Source organism: Chryseobacterium sp. Mn2064, from assembly GCF_049319685.1.
Lineage (GTDB): Bacteria > Bacteroidota > Bacteroidia > Flavobacteriales > Weeksellaceae > Chryseobacterium.
This window is the reverse complement of sequence record NZ_JBMOUE010000001.1, coordinates 656,752-680,009: the sequence shown is the minus strand read 5'-3', so window position 1 is coordinate 680,009 and position 23,258 is coordinate 656,752. Positions and strand designations below refer to the sequence as shown.

Genomic DNA, 23,258 nt, shown 5'->3' with positions numbered 1-23,258 from the left:
CGACTTAGTTGGTATAAATTATGGTTTAAAATTAGTTTTCGGTATTAAATGGTATTATGTTTTTTTAAAATTTTTGAAGCAATTCATCGTTTCAAATGATCGAAAAACTCATAAATATCTTCTTCTCCCGGGATATTCAGTCTTTTTCTTATCCTATATTTTTTTTGTTGTACAGATTTATGTTGTACAAAAGTATATTCCGCAATTTCCTTGGAAGAAAAATGCAGTTTCAGCATTGCGCAAAATGCCAGTTCTGAGTTTTCAAGATCAGGATTGATTTTCAAAAGAGCATTGATAAATTCCGGGTCTAATTCCTTGAATTTCATTAAGAATGAAGAATCATTTTTCCTGACTAATTCTATCACTTCCTGTAGTATCTTGTTCTGAACATGGTCTTTTAGTTGTTCTGTTTCCTGTTTCAGGGTTGTTTTTTTATTTTTCTGCTTTTGTATTACTTTCTGAATGTAAATCCCTGATATGGTGATTGCTGCCGTAGACAAAGCAATAAATAAAGGAAGTTCATTTTTATGCCAGTCTGAATCTTTTTTAATTTCGGAAATAAAATCTTCTGTGGCTTTATTCATCGTCGCTACCCTGGCAGCATCCAGACGGTTTTCTTCTTCCATGTATTTTTTCAGGTAATAGTAGGCTTTGCCCCCATCATTCTTTTTCTTGTAAAGTTCTGCCAAAGATTTATACACGCCATTGATGTGGGAAGAATAGGTACGTCTGGTTTTGATATTGATTTCCAGAGCTTTTTTAAGGGCTTTCTCTGCATTTTCATTATCATTGATCTCACTGTAATAGTAACCCATCGTATAATATACCCAGAGAGATTCCACATCACTTGTTTTATAGCTCAGCATCAGTTCATCGGCTTTTACAATATAAGGTTCTGCTGCTTTTGCCTGATGCGTAAACAAATAATATTGCCCCACCATACAATTCGTATATGCTGAATTTTCAAGTTTGTTTCCTTTTATGAATGATTTTAAGGATGTTCCCAACCACCCTTTCCAAGCAAAATAAATTCCTTTATTCACGTACAGTCTTGGAAGAAGCTTAGCACTCAAACTTGATTTTTTGGCTTTGCTTAAGTACATAAATGCTTTGTTATTGCAATCTATAGCTTTATCATACTGCTTGAGGTGAGAGTAATACTGACTGTAATCGTCATAAAATGTTGCCTGATGGTAGGTATTTTCAGAGTCCTGAAGCTCTTTTGAGGCTTTGTTAAAGAAAAACAGTGCTTTTTCGTAGTTTCCGGCTGATACATTCACTCCTGCGATATTGAGGTAGCAAAGACCTTTTCCTTCTTTGTATTTTATTTTGGCAGCTTTCTTCAGATATTCTATATTGAGTCTGATAAGTGCCTCATATTGCCCGGAAAGTTGTAGCTCTGTATTTTTCTTACTCAATGAAACATCAAAATCTTCTCTTTGTTTATTTTGAGAATCTTGTCTACAGGACATTGTAAACAATAGCAAACCTATACAAAATATACAGATCAACCTCTTTATGAAAATTGAATATGTTTCCGTGTTGTTAATAATCATTATATTTTATTCATCATCGCGGTACAGGTATTTTTTCACATTCCTACCTATACATTATCAAAAAATAAACCCCAAAATATGAGCTTCAAAGGTGTCGTTTTTCACAATCTATGATATAAATATACATAATTTATTAAGTACAATGAAATATCTTTTTTGTTAAAAAACTTTCTTTTTATTCTTAAAAATGTGTGTTTTTTTCTATTTTAAAGGCTCTTTCCCTCAAAACAAATCTTTTTCGTGTTTATCGTTTTTTGAATTTTCAACGTATTTTTTCCCTTTTCAATAAGACGGCCTTCTCATAGAATTGTTACATTCTTTATTCCAAAAAATAATCTTTAGAAACAATTCCGCTTTTCATCAATAAAAAAAACCGTGAAAAATTTCACGGTTTCTTGTTTCAATAGGACTTATTTTAAATTATACCAATACGGATCCACCATCAATAAGAAGTGATTGTCCTGTTGTATGAGGTTGCTTCATAAGGTAAATAAAGGCTTGTGCAATATCTTCGGGCTCTCCAATTCTTTTCAATAATGAGGCATCCTCCATATATTTGTAGAATCCATTCCGGTCTTCCTCGCTTAAACCATCCCATAAATTCGTTCTGATGACTCCGGCTGCAATATTATTGACTCTTATAGGAGCAAGTTCAACGGCCATAGCTCTTGTAAAAGCATCCATTGCACCACAAATACTGGCACCAAGACTGTATCCTTTGCTGGGACGATGCCCAAAACTGCCACTCATAAGGGTTATTGATCCTCCTTCGTTAAGATGTGCTTTTCCGTATTTAATGGCTGAAAGAGCACCCCAAAAACGAATGTTGAGGAAGCTTTTGGCCTGTTCAATGTCCATATCTTCCATCATATTCATGCTGATATTTTCCCCTGCTGTATATATCAGGTGATCGAAGTTTCCTACCTGTTCAAAAAATGTTTTAATATTTTCTTCTTTACTCAAATCGACAGAGAAACCGCTACTTTCAGCAGGTAACAACTCTAATGCTGCAGATATTCTTTGCTGATTACTGGATACTATAATCACATTTGCTCCTTCCCCTACTGCTGCTTTGGCTGTTGCCAATCCAATTCCTGAGCTTCCTCCTAAAATGACAATTCTTTTATGGGTTAGTACTCCATTTGTTTTTGGTTCATTTTCCATGATATATTCTGTTAAAAATTACTCTACAAAATTACCTGGTACTGAAAAAACTCTGTTTACCATTTGGTAAAAACGAACTTCCAACAATAAATCAATAGAAAAAAATAAATGAGTTGTTGCCAGTAGCTTTACTTAATGAATATTCTTCCGTATTCTACTCAATGATTGTTGTGTAATCCCAAGATAGGAAGCAATACTGTTCAGTGAAACAAGTTTAGCGACTTCTGGCTGCTGCTTAAGAAATAATTGATATCGTGAAGTGGAATCTAGGCCCAGATAACTGTTTCTTAATTCTACTTTGTCAAGAACGGCCTGTTGTATAATCTGATCAATGATCTTTCCTATGTAAGGCAAGGTTTTATGTAACAGCAACAATTTTTCTCTGCTTATAGATAGTACTTCAAGATCGCATGCGGCCTGAATGCCTTCTATGGCTTCCGTTTGATGGGTAAAACTTTTTAAAATTGTACAAAACTGGTTTTCCTTGAAGAAGAAATTAGTTACTGTATTGCCTTTCTCTTTTAAAACTGTGATTCTAGACACTCCTTTACAAACGAAAAAAAGCTCTCTACAAATATGATTGGGATATAAAAGATAGTCACCTTCCTTAAAAAACCTTCTTTCAAACACCTCTTCTATATACAGTTTATCTTTTTCATCAATAGGCGTAAAAGATTCTAAGTAATTGATTAATTGATTTTGCATAGCAGTTTAACGTGTTTGAATATAACAATGTATGAAAATATTTACAAAAGTAGCTTTTTAGATTTCTATGTTGCAGAGATTTTTATCATGTACTATAGCTTCCTTAGCGATAAATATAGAAGAGTGCTTTTAATTGCTTCTATAGGTGAAATAGGGGTAAACCCAAGCTCAGTCATTGCTTTTGAAATATCAACCCGGGAATCTGCATTATAATAGGCCTCAATGCTATTTGTCATAAGAAGAGGTGGTGCTTTGGTGATAATACTCTCATCTTCCATTTTCTTCGTTATTTTAATAAGCTCTGATTTTAATATTTTGGGAGGTATTAGCACTTCAGGAAACATTTCTTTCGCTATATAAAAAACGTCATACGTCGTAATAGATGGTTCTGTTGCTAAGATATAACGTTCACCTATTCTTCCATATTTATCTGCTAACATCATCCCGTTGACAACGTCTTTAACATCGATAAAATTAAATGCAAAATTAGGGTCTACAGGTAATTGATTTTTAAGCACCATATCAAAAAATGTCATCGTTGGTGTTAAATTTCCTACTACTTCTCCTCCAATTATTGAAGAAGGAAGTACGGAAATCAAGTTCACATTTAATTTTTTGGATAAATCCCAGGCCAATTGCTCCGCTTCCTGCTTTGACTGGTAATATGCATTCGGGAAATATGTATTCCATGTATTTTCTTTCATTGGAACCGAGGAGTGATCAAGTGCAGCAATAGAGCTTACTAATATCACCTTACTGATGCCGCATTTCGATGCTGCTTCAATAATATTTTTAGTTCCAATAATGTTAGGTTCAATAATATCCTTTTGAGGATCAGGTGACCAATGCTTAAAAACGGAGGCAACGTGAAATACTGTATGAACGTCTTTCATTGCAGCTTCCAGGGAAGATTTATCTAGTAAGTCAGCGTAAACCAATTCACAGTTCAATCCCACAAATGCTTTCTTGTTGTTTAGATCTCTCACACTTGCTCTTACATCGTAATGATGATGTATTAGTGCCCTTACTAAATTATTACCAAGATGACCATTCGCCCCAGTTACCAGACATTTAGATTTTTTGTTCATATCGTTGCTCAATTGTATATATCGTTTGCTGCAAAAGGATTGTCAACCAACCACAACCATATGCCATCATGATTGCGCTTCAGTATACAGGCTGTAGCTCCTTCCATTTCCATTGGATCTCCATTGGGCATTTTAGCTTTTACAGCATATTTATCGATCCATATAGCAAGATCACCAACAATGGTCACTCTTTGCCTGAGGCTTTTAATTTCAGGTTTCCATGAACAAATGTTTTCCAGAGCTTTCCCAATATTCTCTAGGCCTTTAATCTCCTGGCCATCTCTTTCGATATATGTTGCTTCTGAATCAAAACAACTTAAAGCACCTTTTAAGTCACCATGATAAATACAATTACGAAAATACTTAACACATCCTTCCGGACTTGTTCTGTCAAATTCTTTACTCATTTCTTGATTATTAATTAATATGATGCAAAAGTATTATTCAATGAATCATAAAAAAATGAACTTGGGTTAAGAAATTCGTTTGCGGATACGACTTAGAGCTTGAGGAGTAATTCCTATATACGATGCTAAATATTTTAAAGGAATATGCTTTATAAGATGTATATGTTCTTGAAATAGCATTAAATAAAGCTCTTCTGGAGTATTGGTTAAAAGAGCAATTTTTCTTTTGGCGGCCATAACAAATAAATGTTCTGTAGCAAGTCTGCCTATTTTTTCTCCAACCTGCGTCCGTTCATAAATAAGTTGTAAATCTGTATAGGAAATTCTCCATAAAACAGTGGGAGTTAACGTTTGTATATTCCAATTTGTTGATTCTTGAGTTAAAAATGACGGATAGGCGCTGAAAAAACTTTTCTCAAAGGCAAAGTCAAAGGTGGCTTCATTATCTCCTGCTTCTATCCAGAAACGAACAATTCCTGTTTCGATAAAAGAAAGGTAATTTTCTACTTCTCCTGACTTTATTATAAGGCTGTTTTTTTTAAATATCTGTTTTTCAAATTTAGGGGAAAATATTGCCCAGTCTTCATCAGATATTGGGGCAAACATTTGTAGACAATCTTTAATTAAAAGCATTTATTTTTGAATGTGGAAATACATTATGATAAAATAGTTGGCCCATTCTGAGCCTCTTTTTTTACGTGTGATAAGGTAAGCAATTCCCATCGAATTTATTAAAATGGAAAAACAAACGAAATCATTCAAAAAAACGACTGATTATCAACAAGATAAAAATATCTATTTTTTAACTCTCGTTTGATGACTAGTACAAACTTTACGGTTAATCAATGAATAACTCATATTTCCTACAAAAACTTGCATAACTGCTGTTCTCTTAAAAATAAAACTGCTGTTAATCACATAATTAACAGCAGTTTTGTGCGTTTTGATCTACATCTTGTGACCCGGCTGGGATTCGAACCCAGGACCCATACATTAAAAGTGTATTGCTCTACCAGCTGAGCTACCGAGTCGGCCACTTACTTTTTCAAGTAAAACCCTTTGTTTAAGGGACTGCAAAGATAGAAAGTTTTTCTATAATTCCAAACTTTTTCTCTTCATTTTACTTAAAAAATTCAGCATTCAACTAAGATAGCGGAAGGCTTCATGAATTTTTAGAAGTCTAAATTCTTTCTCTTCTATTTATAAATATCTGTCTATGAAACATATTGCTTTTAAAAGCTCTATATGACAGCTTTTACACGACATTCAAAAATTAAATTTATAAGTATTCTTTTTTTTGCCAGGTTCCACCAAAATACCAATTACCAAAGAAAGGGAGCCTTCTCTCCTTTTGTATTTTCTGCATAATACAGAGAAGGAAGAACGTGGGATAGATAAGTAAATTCGGTGTAACAATGCTCCATCAATCCAAAACCAATTTCATCCGGCAATGGATGATCACTATCTGCGGCTAATGCGCCAAGAAAAAAATGACTTCTCAACACACATCCCTGAGGTGTATCTCTGGTAACATGTATCATATATCCATCCAAAGGATCTCCATTATGATCTTTGGGAGTATCTTTCCCAAATCCTATTCTGCCATAGATTGCTGCACTGATGTCACGGTGAGCATATGCCTTTGCTAAATCGTCGGGATTAAAAATTTCTGCAGGATCATGAAATTTAATCGAAGCCTCTACGGGAGGAATATTTCCTAAGGATTCCGTAGCGTGAATTGTAGCACCGATATAATTCTCATTCTTAATCCATTTACTATCCCACCCACTATGGACCACATGATCGTGTGGATGCCACAATTTCAGATGCGCTGTTGTTTCAAAATAGGTAAACCACCAATCCAGCATTTTTCCTTTACAGTTGTACATCACATTTCTCATTGCGATGTGCAGCATACCGTTTTCCAGTCTCTTAATACCGGCTTCCAAAGCTACAGGGCCGGGTGATAAAAGTTGATTGATATCCTTAAAAATGATGTTTTCCATCTCTTTCGTAAGTTCCATAATTCAAATATTTTTAGATTTATATATTGATGTATCAGCTTATAATGCTGTAAATCCTCACACAAAATTAAATCAGTGCTTTATAAATTCGTTTGCATTATTTTCTAATCCAATGGGATAATTTGGAAATATGAGGAACCTCTAAGAATAAGATATACTTTTAAAAATCTATGTTAAGAAAATCTTGAAATAATGGACTCGTTTTACACAACTCCTGTCATTTGGTTTCTAAAATCTTCAGGTGTCTGCCCAGTCATTTTTTTATAAAATCTGGAAAAATAAGCAGGATCATCAAAATTCAAATGGTACGCGATTTCTTTTATAGTCAATTCACTGGAAACTAACATTCTATTTACCTCTACAATAAGTCTCTCATGCAGCAATTGTGTAAGGGTTCTGTCCATTTTCTCTTTCAGAATCTGGTTGATTCTTTTTTCACTGATTCCCATTTTGGAAGAATAAAAGTCAGCTCTTCGCTCAGTTTTATAATGCTCATCCATCAGCATAATAAACTGATAAACCCTTTTCTGATTGACATCCTGATGCAAAAAATAATGTTGATTGATGCGGATAAGATGTAATAGGAAAACTTTCAACAGTGATTTTACAATCAGATAGGTTCCCATAGCGTTGTTATATTCTTTCTTTATCAATATGATGAGATAGTTCAGAATTTCAGCTGTATCATTGTCTATAGAAAAATGGCTGTACTGCCCATGCATATTGAAAAGGTTGAAAACATCCAGGGCATATTCTTTGTCATCCTCTTCCAGATATTCTCTTTTAAAGGCAATTATACAGCCTTTTTTATCTTCCAGATCCAACGTTGTCATCCGGTATGGTGGAACAAGATACAAGTAATTACTTCCTTCTTTGTTATTGTTATTGTTATTGTTATTGTTATTGTTATCTTTATTTTCATGTTCTTTGACCCAAATCATTTCAAAAAAATGAGGCCGGTCGGTATTTTGCAAGTAATGAACAGGAAAATGAGAAAACTCAAAAAAAATAAATTTCAATGGATCAATTTGGTGAATGAATTTCATATACCGCACAATTTCCATACAAATATACAGTTATATCACACTAGGAAATGATGACAAAGGTTAGATTTTCAGGAATAATTTCTGTTGAGTTCCATGAATAAAAAAAGCTTCAACAATGGTTGAAGCTTATTCTTGTGACCCGGCTGGGATTCGAACCCAGGCCCCATACATTAAAAGTGTATTGCTCTACCAGCTGAGCTACCGAGTCGGCCACGTTTTCAATTGAAATAAATACTTAGAGTACTTTATTTCAATTACGATTTTCGTTTACAGTTCCTACTAATAAAAAATTATTCAGCAGGCAAAAAATCACAAATCAAATGATTTTTACTGTTAGTGACCCGGCTGGGATTCGAACCCAGGACCCATACATTAAAAGTGTATTGCTCTACCAGCTGAGCTACCGAGTCGGCCACTTACTTTTTCAAGTAAAACCCTTTGTTTAAGGGACTGCAAAGATAGAAATTTCCTTTTTAAATCCAAGCTTTTCTGAAGGTTTTTATTGAATTTTCTTTGCCATTATCAGCAAACATCTGTTTATAAATAAATTACGTTATCATATTTTTTCATAAAAAATTCCGACAATATCTTTTCCTGGTCGAAAAGGGCAAATGGTTTACTGCATTCATCAATACATTGTAAGTATAGTCGTTTTCATTTTTTTTAAACATCTATCTTTTAGCTTATGAAAAAGAATTTTTTCTCTTGAAAAGTATGAGGCATATCCTAGCTTGTTTGTAGCCTTATCCTGCTATTCCTTGCTGATATTCAAAAATCTCTACAATTGTATCAACTATCTTTTGGCCATGGTGTTTCCCGATCAGATAGAGAGCTGCGTCTATTCCTGCTGTAATTCCTGCCGTTGTAATCAGCTTCTCCTGATCTACATATCTGACTTCTCTTTTAACACAGCTCTTAGGATTATATTGCTCTAAAGCGTCCAAAGCCATAGCATGGGTTGTAATTTCATGATTCTCCAGAATACCCGTTTTGGATAACAACAGACATCCCGTACATACAGTAAAAATAACGGCCCCGTTTTGATACCCGTCTTTGACCCAATTCATCACAGTATCCTGAAAGTCAATATCCTGCAAATGCCTGATCACATGATCTGGATTAGCCCCAGGAATAACAATAATATCCGCCTTAGGAGCATTATGGATGGTATAAGTTGGGATAATAGCCATGGTATTGGCTTCCGTATGAATAGGTTCATTGGTTTTACCGACAGTATAGCAGTGATAGCTTCCTGGAAGAATTACATTTGCTTTAACAAAAACATCCAGCGGACCGTTCAAATCCAGGACTTCTACCTGGTCATACACTAAAAATGCGACATTCATTGTTTCATTGTTTTTTAATGGTTTCATAATGGTGTGATTAAGATTTATATTTTCGTGTAAAGACACGGTTTTTGTATGCTGACAATTCATTATCAACCTTATATTGGTTTATGTAAGAAGTTCAAGGATTAATTTTATTGAATCGATAAAATCGCGTGAATGAACCAGAATTCAAAAAAGGGTTATTCTGTACCCTTACCCATTTTACGGTATTTTGCCGGGGAAACTGAAAGGTATTTTAAAAATAAACGGCGGAGGGAAACAGGGCTTCCAAATCCTGATTTTTCTGCAATTATATCAATACTCAGATTGGTATATTCGAGCATATTTTTTGCCTGATCCAATCTCATTTTCTCCAGAAACCGGCCGGGCGTCATTCCAGATTCTTTTAAAAATACTCTGGAAAAATTACGGGTACTCATATTTAAAGTTTCTGCAATAGAATCGATATTTAAGGATTGTCCCAATTTATCTTTAAGCAAATCCCTTACTTTTTTTGTAAAGGAAGACATCATATCATAATCTGGTAGGGCATTTCCAAATTGTGACTGCAATCCGGGTCTTTTTAAATAGAGCACCAGATGTTTTGCTACTTCAGAGGCCAGAGGTTTTCCAAAATCTTCTTCCAAAAGCGCTAAAGCAAGATCAATTCCTGATGACACTCCTCCTGAAGTATAGATCTGTCCATCCCGGATGAAAAACGGATTAATATTGACTTCCAGCTCAGGATATGCTTTCTGCAGAATATCAGCATATTTCCAGTGGGTAGTCACCTGTTTTCCTTTTAAAAGTCCTGCTTTTGCCAAAACAAATGCTCCAACACAAACAGCGCCAAGACGTCTTACCTCCGTTATTGCATTTCTCAGATACTCATAAAGGTAAGGGTTTATTTCATCAAGAATTAAATGTGTAGTCCCGGCAATCAGTAAAGTATCTATTGGAAAATCAATATCATAAATAGTATGGCTACAGGTTAAAGGAATTCCCGAACTTGAATATACCACATGATCTGCAGTTCCTGATACCAGATAAATTTTATACCCCTGGTCAGGCTTTTCTTTGCATAAACACATATTGGTAGATGTAAATACATCACAAGGTCCTGCGACATCCAACAATTGTACCTGTGGTAAAATTAAAAGGACAATATTTTTCACTCTTATATCTTTTTCTGCATTTTCCATACTGACTTGTATGATACAAATGTACAGAGAATGAAGCCTGGCTGCAATGACAAAAAAAGGACATTTTCGGACAAAGCTATCATCATTTTAAAAACAAAAAGAGACTGCCTTTATAAAAAGACAGCCTCTCACCACTCAACTATAAAAACAAGCTTCAAACAGCTATACTCTTTTAATTTTATTAGAATTTCAACTTCTCATTTACGCAGGTGATAATCTGCGGGATTTTAAATAAAGAGCTGTACGGTTCAGATATGGGAAAAGAAAAATCAACAATAGAAAACCAGCCAGCAGCCACACCATCATTTCATAATAATCCATTGCAAAGCGAACATGATCCTGAACATTCATTCTTCCCACCAATAATTTATTGGCTGCTTTTACAGCACGATCTTCAGGCATTCCTCTAGCAATCAGTTTAGCGGTCTGACGATGAAGAAAATTTTTAACATCAGGGTCTACAGCGCTCAGGTGATCCTGAAAAGCGTTATAATGACGACTTTTTTCAAAAAGTTCAAAGAAATTGATCAATGCAATACTCATACAAAATCCAAAATATCTGATAGCTAAAGCCGTCGCAGCAGCCGAAGGGCCAATAGTAGCCGGAACTGAGGATATGATATAGATAATAGTAGGAACCATAATGAGCCCAACTCCCAGTCCCTGAATGAATAAAGGAATGTAATAATTGTATTCGTCTGCCTGCACATCAAAAGAATAGTACATCAGCACATGAAACAGTAACAGCAGCAGAAAACCAGGCCCCCAGATATACTGAATTCTCTTCTTCTGCAACACCATACAACAGGCGATAATTACACCTGCAACAAGCCCTGAAAGATTAAAAATATTGATGTATGAGATATGAAAAGGATCCAAATGCAGCTCTGCAGCAAAATAATTGTTGGTAATTCCGGAAGCAAAACGGCAAATATACATTACGAAAAGAACCAGTAAACCTATTTTAAAATTCCTGTATCTGAAGATTCTCAAATCAATATAAGGTCTTTTAATTGTGTGTTGGCGAACAACAGAGATCCACCCCACTACTACAATTCCGATAACGCTTCCTGCAATTCGGTTGTCTTCCAGCCAATAATATTCCTGTCCGAAAATAGTGATATAACCAATCAACACAAGCAGAATACTGAAAAGTACAAAACTCTGCCAATCCAGCTTATAGAGTGGAAATCTTGCATGACTTCTGTAGTTGCTCATCGCAAGAGTCAGAAAGACAAGTCCCGGCAGATAAGAAAAAATTGCCGTTTTATAAACGATATTAAAATTATAAGAATCAATAAGATCTGCGGTAATCAGATTATTGAAAGGCATGGCACAAAGTAGAATTCCAAAAAATACGGAGAAGCTTATCTCGCGGCCTCTTTCACTGCTTAGTCTGGTAAATATTTGTGTAAGAGAAAGGTTAACATTCCCAGCAAACAGTATTCCCTGTAGAAAACGGATCGGAAAGAGAATATAAATTTCCCGGGTACAATAACAGATCAGGCATGCCAGAATCTGTAAAGTGGTGAATAAAAGAAAATACTCTTTCGCAGCAAGAAAACTAAAAAACCGTCTTTCAAGGCTGTAAAAGCCAACGTATCCGGCATAGAACAGAGCTACAGAAAACTGAATATCAGCAGGTTCGCATCCATAATATCCTGCAGCTGCATTGATATTGGATAATGGAAGAAAAAAGATAATGATCCCCGGTAACGTCATGGAAAAAAGAATGATTTTTACCAACCATTCCGGAGCCCATCTTTTGAAAAAGGGCATTTTTCTTTTAACCATTGGAATGTTTTTTATTGGCGTATACATTCACATTCATTCCTACTTTAAGGACGTTGATTTCGTTCCTTTTACCATCTACCCTTATTCTCACAGGGATACGCTGTACAATCTTCACATAGTTTCCGGTAGAATTATCAGGGGGAAGCAATGAAAAACTCGATCCTGTTGCCGGTGAAAGCGAAATAATAGTTCCCTGAAACTCCTGATCCGGATAAGAATCGGCCACAATTTTCACATGATCACCAATATGCATATCTTTAATCTGAGTTTCTTTATAATTGGCTACGACCCATTTGTCTGTTTCGTTATTAACGATAAATGCAAGCGTTTCTCCGGCATCGATCATCTGCCCGGCTTCTACGGTTCTTCTTCCCATTCTTCCATCATACGGAGCCGTAACAGCCGTGTAGCTTACATCAAGTTTATGACGGTCCAATAAAGCTTCCAGCCTTGCAATTTCTGCCTGAACAACCGTTTTTTCTGCCTGAATATCTTTGATTTTGGAAACAGAAGCAGCATAATTGTCCTGTGATGATCTGTAATCACTTTCATTCACATCCAGGGCGGCTTTTGCATCTTCGAGTCTTTGCTTGGTCGCGGATTCTTCGTTGTAAAGTTTCTCATATCTTTTATAATCGAGCTCCTGTTTCCAGACTTTTGCTTTACTGGCTTCCACCTGAGCCTGTGCTGCGGCAGCTTCTTTGGATGTGGTTCCGGTATTGCTTTCCAAAACCTTCAATTCTGCATATGCTTTCTGAAGGGCAGCTTGAGTCTGTTTTTGCTGAAGAACATACTCACGGTTATCAATCACCAAAAGAGTGTCCCCTTTTTTTACTTCCTGATTTTCTTCAAATTTCACTTCTACAATGAATCCGCCTGCTCTTGAAATAACCGGATTAACGTATTCCTGAACTTGAGCATCGTTGGTTTGCTCGTATCGATAATAATTTTTAAGGGTAAAACCGCCCCACGCAATAAGTGCTGCAACGATTAAAACTGAAATCCATCCTGTAATTTTTGTAATCAGTCGGTCGGTGGGAGTATATTTTTTTTTCATTGTATTATAAAGTGCCTGTGATATTTTGTAATAAATAGTAATTGTTTTGTGCCATAATTCTTGCTGCTTCCAACTCAAATTTGGTTTGTAAAAGCTGTATATCTGCATCTAAGAGATCCGTAATAAGGGAAGTCTGACTGAAATACGTATTCTTCATGATCCTTGCATTTTCTTTGGCCTGGGCGACATTGGTTTCTGCCACCTTTATCTGCTCAAGAGCTTCCTGATACCGTAAGTAGGCTTCTTTTACCTGCTGTCTTATTTTGTCTTCCGTATCTTTATGTACTTCTTCTTCTTTTTCAAATTCCAGAGCGGCTGCTTTCACTTTCTGAGTATTGTGATAGAGTGACGAGATAGAAAATGATGCTTTTAAACCTACAATACCGAGGGAATACCAATAAGGATTGTAAGGGTACAGGAAAATCTGAGGATTGGCGTAATAAAATTCTCCGTATAGCCCTACTTTAGGACTTACATTGGCTTTTACCTGTTTCAGTTTAATTTTGCTCAGTTCTGTCTGCTGTTCTGAAACATGATAGTCGAAAGAATGATCCAGAGCTTGTTTCAGGTATTCATTATATGGCATTTTTTCATCCCACTCGCTAAAAGGAGCGTCGGGAATAACGATCTGATCATCAGGAATTCCAAGGATAATATTGAGTTTCTGCATCGCGATGAGAATATCATTTTCAATGGTAACCAACGCCATTTTTCTTTTGGAAAGTTCAAGGTCTATTCTCAAGACATCACTTTTCAGGACTACTCCATTTTTATAGAGAGTTTGAATTTCTTTAAGCTGAACTTTCTGATCCGCAATATCTTTTTTAATAAGATTTCTGAAAATTAATGTTTTCTGGAGATCAAGATATAGTGATGCTGTTTTATAGTGAATATCAGAAACAGCCTGCTCTTTTTGAATAGTTTTAATTTTCTGAAGGGTCTGGTTTTCTTTAATTTTAAGGTTTAATTTATTTCCTTCATAAATATTCAGATAAAAATCGGCTCCGGCTCTGTACAAAGTATGGATCACTTCGTGTTGTATAGGTTTTGAAAAAATTCCGTTTTCATAGATAGGAATATTGGAAGCTTTTTCAATGGATCCTTTGACCCCAATTTCCGGAAGGCGTTCTCTTTTGGCATCTTTTACTTCTGCTTCGGCAATGTCTGTACTTATGGTATTGATTTTAATATGACGGCTGTTTTCTTCAGCTCTGTGCCACGCATCTTTTAGGGATAGATGGATGGTATCAATTCTGGAACTGCCTGCCTGGGCTGAAATAGTGTAGGATGTTCCCAGTATCAGCAGTCCGGTGAGATAAATTTTCATCTGAATTTTTCGAATTATTGCACTGCAAATTTATTGGCAATCTGGAGATTATTTTTACCTAAAATAGTCAAGTTTTACATGATTCCGGCCAAATGATTATATTTGCTTACTGATAATGATTTTAGAACGGCAATGGGACTCATCGCAACACTTCCACATATAGACGAACACGACAGAAGTGTGTTTGTAATGCACGAAAAGTCTGAAAAACTAATCCCTTTTCACAAACATACAAAAGGACAACTGAGTTATGTGGAAGGCGGAATTGCCTATATCACAATTGATAACCGAACCTATGTAGTTCCCGCCCGGCATTTCTTCTGGATTCCACAGGGAATGGAACATATTCTGGAAATCGGACACAGTGCTACCGTTCTGCATTCTTTATATTTTTATGCCTATGATGATGATTCTGATCTTTTTTATGGAAGGTTGGGAATTTATCCTGCGTCAGAGCTTTTAATTCAAATGATCCGATATACTGAAATTTGGGACGAAAAACACGTTACCGAAAAAGATGAAAATTTTGAGTTTCTGATTGCTTTAAAAAAAATTCTACCCAAAACTCACAAACAACCTTTACCTATTATTCTTCCTGCAACGCATAATAAGCAGATGCAAAGGATAACTTCTTATCTTGAATGGAACATTGGAGAGAAACATACTCTTGCCAATGTAAGTGCCAGGTTTGGGCTGAGTGAACGATCTATGTCCCGTTTATTCAAATCTGATATGGATATTTCTTTTCTTCAATATCTGAAAACATTAAGGATCATCAAAGCGATAGAACTGCTTTTGAATACTGATAAGCCCATTAATGAAATAGCGGATGATGTGGGATACAGCTCTATCAGTGCATTCAGTGATACGTTTCATGAATTTACGCAATCGCGACCTTCGGATTTAAGAAAAAGTAGCAAGACTTCAAGAAATTCTGGGATGTCGAGAAGTTAAATGCTGATTGGGTTTTATTTTTACCGCAGATGACACGGATTTTCGCAAATGATTGCGTATAGATTGAAGTGTGTGAGTGCTAGATGTGCGTGTAAGTAAGTCTTTATTGAATGGAAGAGAGAAGCGGAAAATTATTGTTAGATCGATGTCTTAATCATTTTCCGCTTTTATGTTTGTACATGAGAAGATTGTTTTATTCTAAACTCAGGTTGCAATTGATTTGGCATTGCATCTGTTTCTCATCATGTATTAATTTTTTTATTGTGTCGCTTTCATTAGTGCTGAAGTAATCTGGCTCTCTTTTTTTGTTGAATAGGTAGAATCGAAAGGTTCCATTACGTTGAATAAATATTGATAAAACGGAGCAATCTGCTGAACTTTTTCAGATTCTTTCATCGCTTTTTCTTTATTCATTTGTTGAAGATCTTTTATAAAAATGTTGAATTTTTTGTCAATTGGTTCCACAGATTGTAATACATAAGCACGGGCTTTTTCATTCTGCCCTATTGTTTTATAAGCTTCTGTAACTGCGGAAACTACAAGTGCATATTCCATAGGTTTGGAACGCATCTGTTTTCTGGATGCAGCCTGAAATTTAGGGGAAAGGCTATGGTAGTAATCATATTCTTCAAAAATTCCTTTTTTAAGGGTTTCTGCCAGTTTTAAACCTTTCTGCTCCTGTCCGGCAACAATATATCCTGTAACCATCGAGCTTAATGAACGGGGATCATTATATTTTTCTACAGGAATTTCTCTGGCCGCTAGATCCAGAAGTTCTAGGGCTTTAGCTTTCTGACCACTCACGACCAATGCTGACACGGCTCTGCTTACAGACATTCGATAGCCCAAAATATTAGAAGTAGCAGTTTCATCATAATAAATACTAAGATCTTTGAAGTTCCCCCATCTGAAGTTTTTCACAACCTGGTACAGCGAGTTGGCATCTACCCTTCCTTTATCTCCATCCTGAAGTTGAGGAGTATAAATAGGAACCAATCTGTAGCTAAAACCATCAAACTGTAAATAATCATCAAGATAGAATATATTTTCACTGTCATACATTCCTCCTGAAGAGAAATTAATTGGACGTTTCCAGTCAAAGTTAGCCAGCATATCAAGCATCATCAGATTGCTTTTGTATAAGGTATTGGCTTCGTACTTAATGGTTATCTGATCTACCGCATTCGGAAGATCTTTTGGATTTATGATTCCCGACTGTACAGCATTTTGCTTATTCACAGGCAGAATAAATTTGTTTACCGGGATGATGTTGTATTTTTCATATTCCTTTTCACCAAAATACATCTTCAAAAGTTCATCTTTTGCCGGAGATTTTACTTTCAGGAATTGAATGGCTTCTTTCATTGTCATCGAATCCTCCGTCAAATATTTTCTAAATTCCTGAAACTCGGTTTCCGGAGCACCCTGATCTTTAAGCATTCCAAAGAAACCTTCCCAGTCTTCTTTTTTCATCAAATAAACCTGATCGTTTACTCCATCCCGGTATTCATCATGGGTTAATTCACCAGGAATTCCTTTTGCATTGTAAGTTCTTCTTTTTACCTGATCAATATTCCATGGAGTGGCTAAAAGAGTAAAATTTACTGTTTTTACGTCATCTCTGAACCTTTCCGTTTCCTGAATTGCCCAAACCGGAAAGGTATCGTTATCACCATATATAAAGATGATATCATCTTTTGGTAAAGACTTGAGAAATGAATAAGCATAGTCACGGGCCGCTGTTTTCTTACTTCTGTCATGAGAAGTATAATTCTGAAAGCCCATCATAAAAGGAATTCCCAATAATATCAATCCCAGAACAACGTTCACTATGTTAGATTTTATTTTAGACTGAAGGAACCAAAGGATAGCTCCGGCCCCCAAACCGATCCAAACGGCAAAGGCGTAAAATGATCCTACCATTGCATAGTCTCTTTCTCTTACTTCAAAAGGTTTCACCCCTGTGTAAAAAACAATTCCCATACTGGTAAGAATGAAAAGTGAAAGAAGGGCATAGAATCTACCAAAATCTCTGTTTAACTGAAAAAAGAAGCCAATAAGCCCTAAAATAAGAGGTAAAAAGAAGAATTTAACGGTACTTTCATTTTTAAATTTTGCAGGCATATGATCCTGATTTCCCAATAAAGCATTGTCTATAAAAGAGAATCCTGAAATCCAGTTTCCCTGGGTATTTTCCAGATGCCCCTGAAGGTCATTCTGTCTTCCAACAAAGTTCCACATCAGGTATCTTACAAAGTAATATCCGTTCTGAAAGGAAATAAAATAATCCATATTCTGGGCCAATGAAGGACGCTGAACTTTGATCAGGTCGTAGGGCTTTACCTTAAGATAATCTGAGGCCGTAATGGAATCATTTTCGTATTTAGCTTTCAGCTCTTCGAAGATTTGTTTGGCTTGAGGATTATCTGCCACATCTTCATTATCATCATTGAATGTAAAGTCAGGAGCGCCATATAATGCAATATAATTGGCCATTACATCGTCATCACTACTGAACATTCTTGGCATGAAGCTTATGTGAGATTTATTAAAAACGTAATTGAAACGTTCTCCTGTTTTTCTGTAGGTTCCCGTTTTTTCGTCTTTTTCGTAAATATCTCCTGTTATCTGTCTTTTATAACTGCCGTCTTCATTTTTTTCGATTCCGCTTTTATCAAGGAAGGCTGTATAATTCTGTCCGTAAATAGTTGGCCAGTCTCCATATTGCTCTCTATTGTAGTAATCTTTCATCCCGATTGCGGTATCCGGGTCGTTGAGATTCATGGGAGGATTAGCATTGGCTCTTATGGGAATCACCAGCCAGCAGGAAAACCCGATAATCATATAAACAAGGGATAAAACAGCAGTTTGGTATAATTTCCTTTTTGTTTTTCTTGTATATTGAATTAAAAGATAGCTGATTACGACCATGAGAACAAATGCAGCAATAGTTCCGGAATGGAATGGTAATCCCAATCCATTAACAAAAAAAATCTCCAGCTTCCCAAACAAAGTCATGATAAGGGGGAAAATAATTTTAAAGACAAATGCAAGAATTGCTAATGTAATGAGGTTTGCACAGATGAAGGTTTTCCATGAAAACGTATAGTTTCTTGCATAATATATAAGACATATTGCCGGAATAGCAAGCATACACATCATATGTACCCCTACAGAAAGTCCTATGATAAAGAAGATAAGAATAATCCATCTTTCACTGTCTACCGTTTTATATTCATTTTCCCATTTGGTAACCAACCACATCAATAATGCAATAAACATGGAAGCCATAGAATATACTTCTCCCTCTACAGCCGAAAACCAAAACGTATCTGAAAATGTAAAACATAAAGCACCGATGACTCCTGCAAAAAGGATAGAAAATTCCTGATATTTTGTTATTTCGTTGAAATCTTTATGTAAAAGACGTCTTAAAAAATGAGTAATTGTCCAAAACAGAAACACAATAGTAAACGCACTGAATAAGGCAGACATCGCATTGATGACAATAGAATAATTCTCAGCGTTCCCTAACGCAAAAATGCTTGCCACTGCTCCCATAATCTGAAACAAAGCAGCTCCGGGAGCGTGTGTCACCTCAAGTTTTGCGGCAGAGGATATATATTCTCCACAGTCCCAAAAACTTAAGGAATGCTCCATGGTTGAAAGGTAAGTAATAAGTGCAATAGCGAAAAGGAACCATCCCAATGCGGTGTTCCGTTTTTTAAAAGACCAATTTTTCATATAATATTTTCCAATAATCTATAAGACAATTGAAAGAAATGTTTTATTACATGAATATTGAATATTTCGTGCGTTTCAATAAAAGAACCTTCAGATAATGCATCTGAAGGCATACATTTATGCAAAAAAGATAATTTACATTTATCTGTTATAATTAGGACAATTCAAATCTTTATCAGAACTTTAGCTTTACATAAAGTAATCTTTTTCTATAGTTTTGTTGAATAATACCTTCTTAGTATGTATTATTGAGTCCACCATCCAAAGGAATGCTTGTTCCGGTAAGGTAAGATGCATATTCTGAAGCTAAAAAAGCTACGAGGTGACCATATTCTTCTGTTTTTCCTAATCTTTTCATCGGAATTTTATTTTCTCTGGCTTTTTTAATTTCTTCCTGAGAAACTCCGGTTTGTTGGGATTCATGACGGATAAGATTTTGGATTCTTTCCGTGTCAAAATACCCTGTTAAAACATTGTTCACGGTGATATTATGTTGAGCAATTTCATTGGAAAGAGTTTTTGCCCAGGCAATTACTGCGGAACGAATAGAATTGGAAAGCGCCAAATTTCCGATCGGTTCCTTTACTGAGAGGGAGGAAACGTTGATAATACGACCTGTGCCCTGTTTGATCATATTGGGTAAGGCAAGCAATGTAGTCTCACAAACGGTTTTAAATAACAAATCAAATGCTTTCTGATAATCATCAACACTTTTGTCCTGTGCAAGGCCAGGCTCCGGTCCGTTGGTATTGTTGACCAAAATATCTACAGCGTTCCTTTGGAAATATTCTGCAATAATTTTTCTATAGTTTTCAAAATCTGAAAAATCGGCTACCAGATACTGATGTTTCTGTTCTGTGTTGATTATGGGTAATAACGAAACGATATCTTTCAATTTGGATTCATTGCGGGCCATTACTGTAACATTGGCTCCACATTTTGCCAATTCTAAAGCGATTCCTGCCCCAATACCCTGTGTGGCTGCTCCTACTAAAGCATTTTTTGAAAAAAGTTGAATATTCATAGGGATTGTAGTAATTGTTATTTAAGTATACTAAATGTACGAAAAAAGCTATAGTTTTTTGCATTATCAATCCGAATCGGTTAATCTTAAGCCATCGAAAAAAACTTATATTATCGTCTTTTCCTACTTATATTCATTTTTTTTTAAAATCATAAAAGTTTTTATTTTTCGACATTTTAGTACACATAAGATGAAAATCTTTGATTTTCAAGACAACTGTAGTGTGCTTGGTTTACAGAAAGGTTAGAACTTATGCTTATCTTTTGTGACTTTTGTGGTTGAGTCTAAATTGACCTTTTAATTGACAGTAAGCAAACTCTACTTATCAAATTTTTATTTCAATAGTTCATCAATCTGTTCATAGAAAGAATCTTTACTGTAATCGGCTACTCCTGTATGATGAAGACGAATTTCTCCTTTTTTGTCAAGAACAACGGTTGTCGGTAATGAGCCTTCATAGAGAGCTACGGGAATAGTCCCTACCGGAACGAGAAATGGGACTGTGAAACCTTTTTCCTGTAAGTAATTTTTACCGAGCTGCATATTATCATCCATGTTAATGGTAAGAAATACCATATTGGGGTTCGTTTTATATTTTTCATAGAGTTTTTGAACAGAAGGAAATTCTGCTCTGCAGGGAGGACACCATGATGCCCAGAAGTTGATAAAAACCACTTTATTTTGTAAAGAAGCAGCATCAATAATGGTTCCGTCTTCTTTTCTCAATGTAAATCCTGTATATGAAACAGAAGCGTCTTTACTGGTTTCTTTTTTTACATCCGATATCCTTGAATTGAGGATTCCGGTAGAAGCGATCTGCCTCATAAGCCATGCTTTGGCATCCGGATTTACGAGCAATATAATGAAGAGAAGGGCCAAAATTGCTGTAGACCAGTTTTTCATCAACCATAATTTCAGTTTTTCCATATTCTTTTTTCTGGTAATTCTTTACAGCAATATAGGATTTATATTCGGATCAGGGGTATCATTGAACGGGTTTCTGTATAAAAAAGGCCTTTAAATCCTAGGATTTAAAGGCCGCCTCTGCATGGTGTTCTTTCTTACCGAGAAAAAAACACATCTCCATCTTTAGCATACATCAAGAATTTCATTTGTGTACTTTACCTTCCATCCGTTTGACTGTTTTTGAATATCCCACATCTTGCGGTATATTCCGTTTTTTTCTAAAAGTTCTGTATGATTTCCTTTTTCTGAAATTTCACCTTCATTCAAAACCAGAATCTGATTGGCATTTTGGATGGTAGACAATTTATGAGCAATAACCACAACCGTTTTGGATCTTACCAGCTCCTGTATAGCGCGCTGAATATAGATTTCATTTTCAGGATCCAGGCTGGCTGTAGCTTCGTCCAGTAATACGATGGGAGCATCTTTCAGTAAAGCTCTTGCAATGCTGATTCTTTGTTTTTGGCCTCCGGACAGCTTGCTTCCTCCCTCTCCTACTTTGGTATGTATACCTTCCGGCAAATCGTTGATAAATTCAAGACATTGTGCTTTTTCCAAAGCCTTTTCTATTTCGTGATCTACGGCTTCGGGGTTTCCTATTTTAACATTATTATAAATCGTATCATCAAAAAGATAAACCTCCTGAAATACTTCGCTGATCTGTTTATAAAAAACATCCTGATTGATATTTCTGATATCTGTTCCTCCAATGGTTATACTTCCTTCATTCACATCCCAAAATCTGGCAATTAAAGAAGCAATAGTCGTTTTTCCTGAGCCTGAATGCCCTACCAAAGCAAGCATGGAGTTTTCAGGAACGGTAAAATTGATATTCTGTAGAGTCATTTTTTCCTGATATCCAAAGCTTACATTATGAAAACAGATCTGGTAGTTTTGAGGAATTTCATTTTTTTCAGTTTCCATGGTAGGTTCTTCTAAAACTCCGATGATACGGCTCAAACTTTCGTTCATATATCGAAGAACAAGATAGTCTACCATCACCACTTTCAATGGATTATAGAGGTTATATCCCATAATCAGAAAAGTTATGAGCACAGGAACTGTGATGGACTGATGGAGAAGAAAATATAACCCAAGTGCGACCATACTTATAAAACCAATCTCAAATACAATTCCGGCTGTTACAATAAACGGCCCTGGAATGGCTTCCATCTGAATGCTTTTACGACGAAGATCATCAAAAGAATCTTCAAGCCCTTTATGTCTCTGTCCTGTTAATCCATAAGATTTCAAATGACGGATTCCCTGTACATATTCTAAAAATTTTGCTCCAACTGTATTTCTGGCTGCAATTTGTTTTTTCCCTAAACTGCTTACAAAATAATTTGCAATCCTTAAAAAAGGATAGATTAGTGGCAGCGCTAACAATAGGCAAAAAGCCAGCCTCCAGTCATACACGAACAGAAATACGGATAATAAAGCAGTTCCAAATGCTGCTGAAGCCAAGTTTCCGATACTGTGGCCAAATATTCCTTCAAAATTGGCAACATCCTGCAAAACAATGGATGCAATCTCGCCCGGATCTCTCTGCTTAAAGAACCCCAAAGAAAACTTCTGAATATGATTCCCCAGTTTAATGCGCAGTTTTGTGGAAAGATCATAAACCAGAATATTGGATTGCACCATAGAACGGGATGCCACAAAAAACTGAATAAGGAGCATCACGGCCATCAAAGCCACTACCGTCCAAATTCTTGTCAGATCTGGCTGTTCTGAGAAAAGCTCCCAGACCACAACCAACAGAATCCCTGAAGGAGCCGCAATAAACATACTGTGTATCACTTCCGTGAAAGCTACTTTCCGGGTGTCTTTCGGGTTAAAAGAAGTGACATATTTTAAATTTTTCATCAT

Annotated in this window: 18 protein-coding genes and 3 tRNA genes; 1 reads left to right on the top strand and 20 read right to left on the bottom strand. The window is 35.9% G+C overall.

Annotation, left to right across the window (positions count from 1 at the left end; all coding sequences use genetic code 11):
* Nucleotides 1-83: 83 nt before the first annotated feature.
* The 16 genes from ACL9RH_RS02860 to ACL9RH_RS02785 form a co-directional block, all read right to left on the bottom strand.
* The gene (locus ACL9RH_RS02860) at nt 84-1,472 is read right to left on the bottom strand and encodes a hypothetical protein (protein ID WP_422691823.1); all 1,389 of its coding nucleotides are present in this window, start codon (nt 1,470-1,472) and stop codon (nt 84-86) included.
* Nucleotides 1,473-1,976: 504 nt separating this feature from the next.
* Nucleotides 1,977-2,720, bottom strand: coding sequence for an SDR family oxidoreductase (locus tag ACL9RH_RS02855; protein ID WP_422691822.1), 744 nt, complete (start codon nt 2,718-2,720; stop codon nt 1,977-1,979).
* A gap of 132 nt (nt 2,721-2,852) precedes the next feature.
* Complete coding sequence (locus tag ACL9RH_RS02850; protein ID WP_422691821.1) at nt 2,853-3,425, bottom strand: Crp/Fnr family transcriptional regulator; 573 nt, start codon at nt 3,423-3,425, stop codon at nt 2,853-2,855.
* A 92-nt stretch (nt 3,426-3,517) separates the two neighbouring features.
* Nucleotides 3,518-4,513, bottom strand: a complete 996-nt coding sequence (locus tag ACL9RH_RS02845; protein WP_422691820.1) for an NAD-dependent epimerase/dehydratase family protein — start codon at nt 4,511-4,513, stop codon at nt 3,518-3,520.
* An 8-nt stretch (nt 4,514-4,521) separates the two neighbouring features.
* Nucleotides 4,522-4,920, bottom strand: coding sequence for a YybH family protein (locus ACL9RH_RS02840; protein ID WP_422691819.1), 399 nt, complete (start codon nt 4,918-4,920; stop codon nt 4,522-4,524).
* Nucleotides 4,921-4,986: 66 nt separating this feature from the next.
* Nucleotides 4,987-5,553: a Crp/Fnr family transcriptional regulator gene (locus ACL9RH_RS02835; RefSeq protein WP_422691818.1), complete on the bottom strand. Its 567-nt coding sequence runs from the start codon at nt 5,551-5,553 to the stop codon at nt 4,987-4,989.
* Nucleotides 5,554-5,878: 325 nt separating this feature from the next.
* Nucleotides 5,879-5,951: transfer RNA gene (locus ACL9RH_RS02830), tRNA-Lys, on the bottom strand.
* 291 nt (nt 5,952-6,242) lie between these two features.
* Nucleotides 6,243-6,944, bottom strand: coding sequence for a DAPG hydrolase family protein (locus ACL9RH_RS02825; protein WP_422691817.1), 702 nt, complete (start codon nt 6,942-6,944; stop codon nt 6,243-6,245).
* Nucleotides 6,945-7,147: 203 nt separating this feature from the next.
* Nucleotides 7,148-7,885, bottom strand: a complete 738-nt coding sequence (locus ACL9RH_RS02820; protein ID WP_422691816.1) for a helix-turn-helix domain-containing protein — start codon at nt 7,883-7,885, stop codon at nt 7,148-7,150.
* A gap of 240 nt (nt 7,886-8,125) precedes the next feature.
* Nucleotides 8,126-8,198 (bottom strand) — tRNA-Lys (locus ACL9RH_RS02815).
* Between the two features lie 129 nt (nt 8,199-8,327).
* Nucleotides 8,328-8,400, bottom strand: a tRNA-Lys gene (locus tag ACL9RH_RS02810).
* A 333-nt stretch (nt 8,401-8,733) separates the two neighbouring features.
* Nucleotides 8,734-9,363: a DJ-1/PfpI family protein gene (locus ACL9RH_RS02805; protein WP_422691815.1), complete on the bottom strand. Its 630-nt coding sequence runs from the start codon at nt 9,361-9,363 to the stop codon at nt 8,734-8,736.
* 155 nt (nt 9,364-9,518) lie between these two features.
* Complete coding sequence (locus ACL9RH_RS02800) at nt 9,519-10,520, bottom strand: GlxA family transcriptional regulator (protein WP_422691814.1); 1,002 nt, start codon at nt 10,518-10,520, stop codon at nt 9,519-9,521.
* Between the two features lie 201 nt (nt 10,521-10,721).
* Nucleotides 10,722-12,314: a beta-carotene 15,15'-monooxygenase gene (locus ACL9RH_RS02795; protein WP_422691813.1), complete on the bottom strand. Its 1,593-nt coding sequence runs from the start codon at nt 12,312-12,314 to the stop codon at nt 10,722-10,724.
* Nucleotides 12,307-13,371 carry an HlyD family secretion protein gene (locus ACL9RH_RS02790; protein WP_422691812.1) on the bottom strand — a complete coding sequence of 355 codons (1,065 nt, stop codon included), beginning with the start codon at nt 13,369-13,371 and terminating at the stop codon, nt 12,307-12,309. The genes ACL9RH_RS02795 and ACL9RH_RS02790 overlap by 8 nt, the downstream gene beginning before the upstream one ends.
* 4 nt (nt 13,372-13,375) lie before the next feature.
* Nucleotides 13,376-14,698, bottom strand: a complete 1,323-nt coding sequence (locus ACL9RH_RS02785) for a TolC family protein (RefSeq protein WP_422691811.1) — start codon at nt 14,696-14,698, stop codon at nt 13,376-13,378.
* A gap of 102 nt (nt 14,699-14,800) precedes the next feature.
* Here ACL9RH_RS02785 and ACL9RH_RS02780 point away from each other — a divergent pair, with 102 nt between their 5' ends.
* Nucleotides 14,801-15,652 carry a helix-turn-helix domain-containing protein gene (locus ACL9RH_RS02780; protein ID WP_422691810.1) on the top strand — a complete coding sequence of 284 codons (852 nt, stop codon included), beginning with the start codon at nt 14,801-14,803 and terminating at the stop codon, nt 15,650-15,652.
* 258 nt (nt 15,653-15,910) lie between these two features.
* Here ACL9RH_RS02780 and ACL9RH_RS02775 read toward each other — a convergent pair whose 3' ends face one another.
* The 4 genes from ACL9RH_RS02775 to ACL9RH_RS02760 form a co-directional block, all read right to left on the bottom strand.
* The gene (locus ACL9RH_RS02775) at nt 15,911-19,396 is read right to left on the bottom strand and encodes a DUF2723 domain-containing protein (RefSeq protein ID WP_422691809.1); all 3,486 of its coding nucleotides are present in this window, start codon (nt 19,394-19,396) and stop codon (nt 15,911-15,913) included.
* Between the two features lie 235 nt (nt 19,397-19,631).
* Nucleotides 19,632-20,420: an SDR family oxidoreductase gene (locus ACL9RH_RS02770; protein ID WP_422691808.1), complete on the bottom strand. Its 789-nt coding sequence runs from the start codon at nt 20,418-20,420 to the stop codon at nt 19,632-19,634.
* Nucleotides 20,421-20,753: 333 nt separating this feature from the next.
* On the bottom strand, nt 20,754-21,347 hold the full coding sequence (locus ACL9RH_RS02765; RefSeq protein ID WP_422691807.1) for a TlpA family protein disulfide reductase: 594 nt from the start codon (nt 21,345-21,347) through the stop codon (nt 20,754-20,756).
* A gap of 162 nt (nt 21,348-21,509) precedes the next feature.
* Nucleotides 21,510-23,258, bottom strand: coding sequence for an ABC transporter ATP-binding protein (locus ACL9RH_RS02760; RefSeq protein ID WP_422691806.1), 1,749 nt, complete (start codon nt 23,256-23,258; stop codon nt 21,510-21,512).

Bases quoted from the DNA above. Each gene is read 5' to 3' on its own strand.
- ACL9RH_RS02825 (WP_422691817.1), bottom strand. From the start codon at position 6,944: ATGGAACTTACGAAAGAGATGGAAAACATCATTTTTAAGGATATCAAT.
- ACL9RH_RS02860 (WP_422691823.1), bottom strand. From the start codon at position 1,472: ATGTCCTGTAGACAAGATTCTCAAAATAAACAAAGAGAAGATTTTGAT.
- ACL9RH_RS02795 (WP_422691813.1), bottom strand. From the start codon at position 12,314: ATGGTTAAAAGAAAAATGCCCTTTTTCAAAAGATGGGCTCCGGAATGG.
- ACL9RH_RS02835 (WP_422691818.1), bottom strand. From the start codon at position 5,553: ATGCTTTTAATTAAAGATTGTCTACAAATGTTTGCCCCAATATCTGAT.
- ACL9RH_RS02760 (WP_422691806.1), bottom strand. From the start codon at position 23,258: ATGATGAAAAATTTAAAATATGTCACTTCTTTTAACCCGAAAGACACC.
- ACL9RH_RS02785 (WP_422691811.1), bottom strand. From the start codon at position 14,698: ATGAAAATTTATCTCACCGGACTGCTGATACTGGGAACATCCTACACT.
- ACL9RH_RS02805 (WP_422691815.1), bottom strand. From the start codon at position 9,363: ATGAAACCATTAAAAAACAATGAAACAATGAATGTCGCATTTTTAGTG.
- ACL9RH_RS02855 (WP_422691822.1), bottom strand. From the start codon at position 2,720: ATGGAAAATGAACCAAAAACAAATGGAGTACTAACCCATAAAAGAATT.
- ACL9RH_RS02840 (WP_422691819.1), bottom strand. From the start codon at position 4,920: ATGAGTAAAGAATTTGACAGAACAAGTCCGGAAGGATGTGTTAAGTAT.
- ACL9RH_RS02775 (WP_422691809.1), bottom strand. From the start codon at position 19,396: ATGAAAAATTGGTCTTTTAAAAAACGGAACACCGCATTGGGATGGTTC.
- ACL9RH_RS02770 (WP_422691808.1), bottom strand. From the start codon at position 20,420: ATGAATATTCAACTTTTTTCAAAAAATGCTTTAGTAGGAGCAGCCACA.
- ACL9RH_RS02820 (WP_422691816.1), bottom strand. From the start codon at position 7,885: ATGATTTGGGTCAAAGAACATGAAAATAAAGATAACAATAACAATAAC.
- ACL9RH_RS02845 (WP_422691820.1), bottom strand. From the start codon at position 4,513: ATGAACAAAAAATCTAAATGTCTGGTAACTGGGGCGAATGGTCATCTT.
- ACL9RH_RS02800 (WP_422691814.1), bottom strand. From the start codon at position 10,520: ATGGAAAATGCAGAAAAAGATATAAGAGTGAAAAATATTGTCCTTTTA.
- ACL9RH_RS02765 (WP_422691807.1), bottom strand. From the start codon at position 21,347: ATGGAAAAACTGAAATTATGGTTGATGAAAAACTGGTCTACAGCAATT.
- ACL9RH_RS02790 (WP_422691812.1), bottom strand. From the start codon at position 13,371: ATGAAAAAAAAATATACTCCCACCGACCGACTGATTACAAAAATTACA.
- ACL9RH_RS02850 (WP_422691821.1), bottom strand. From the start codon at position 3,425: ATGCAAAATCAATTAATCAATTACTTAGAATCTTTTACGCCTATTGAT.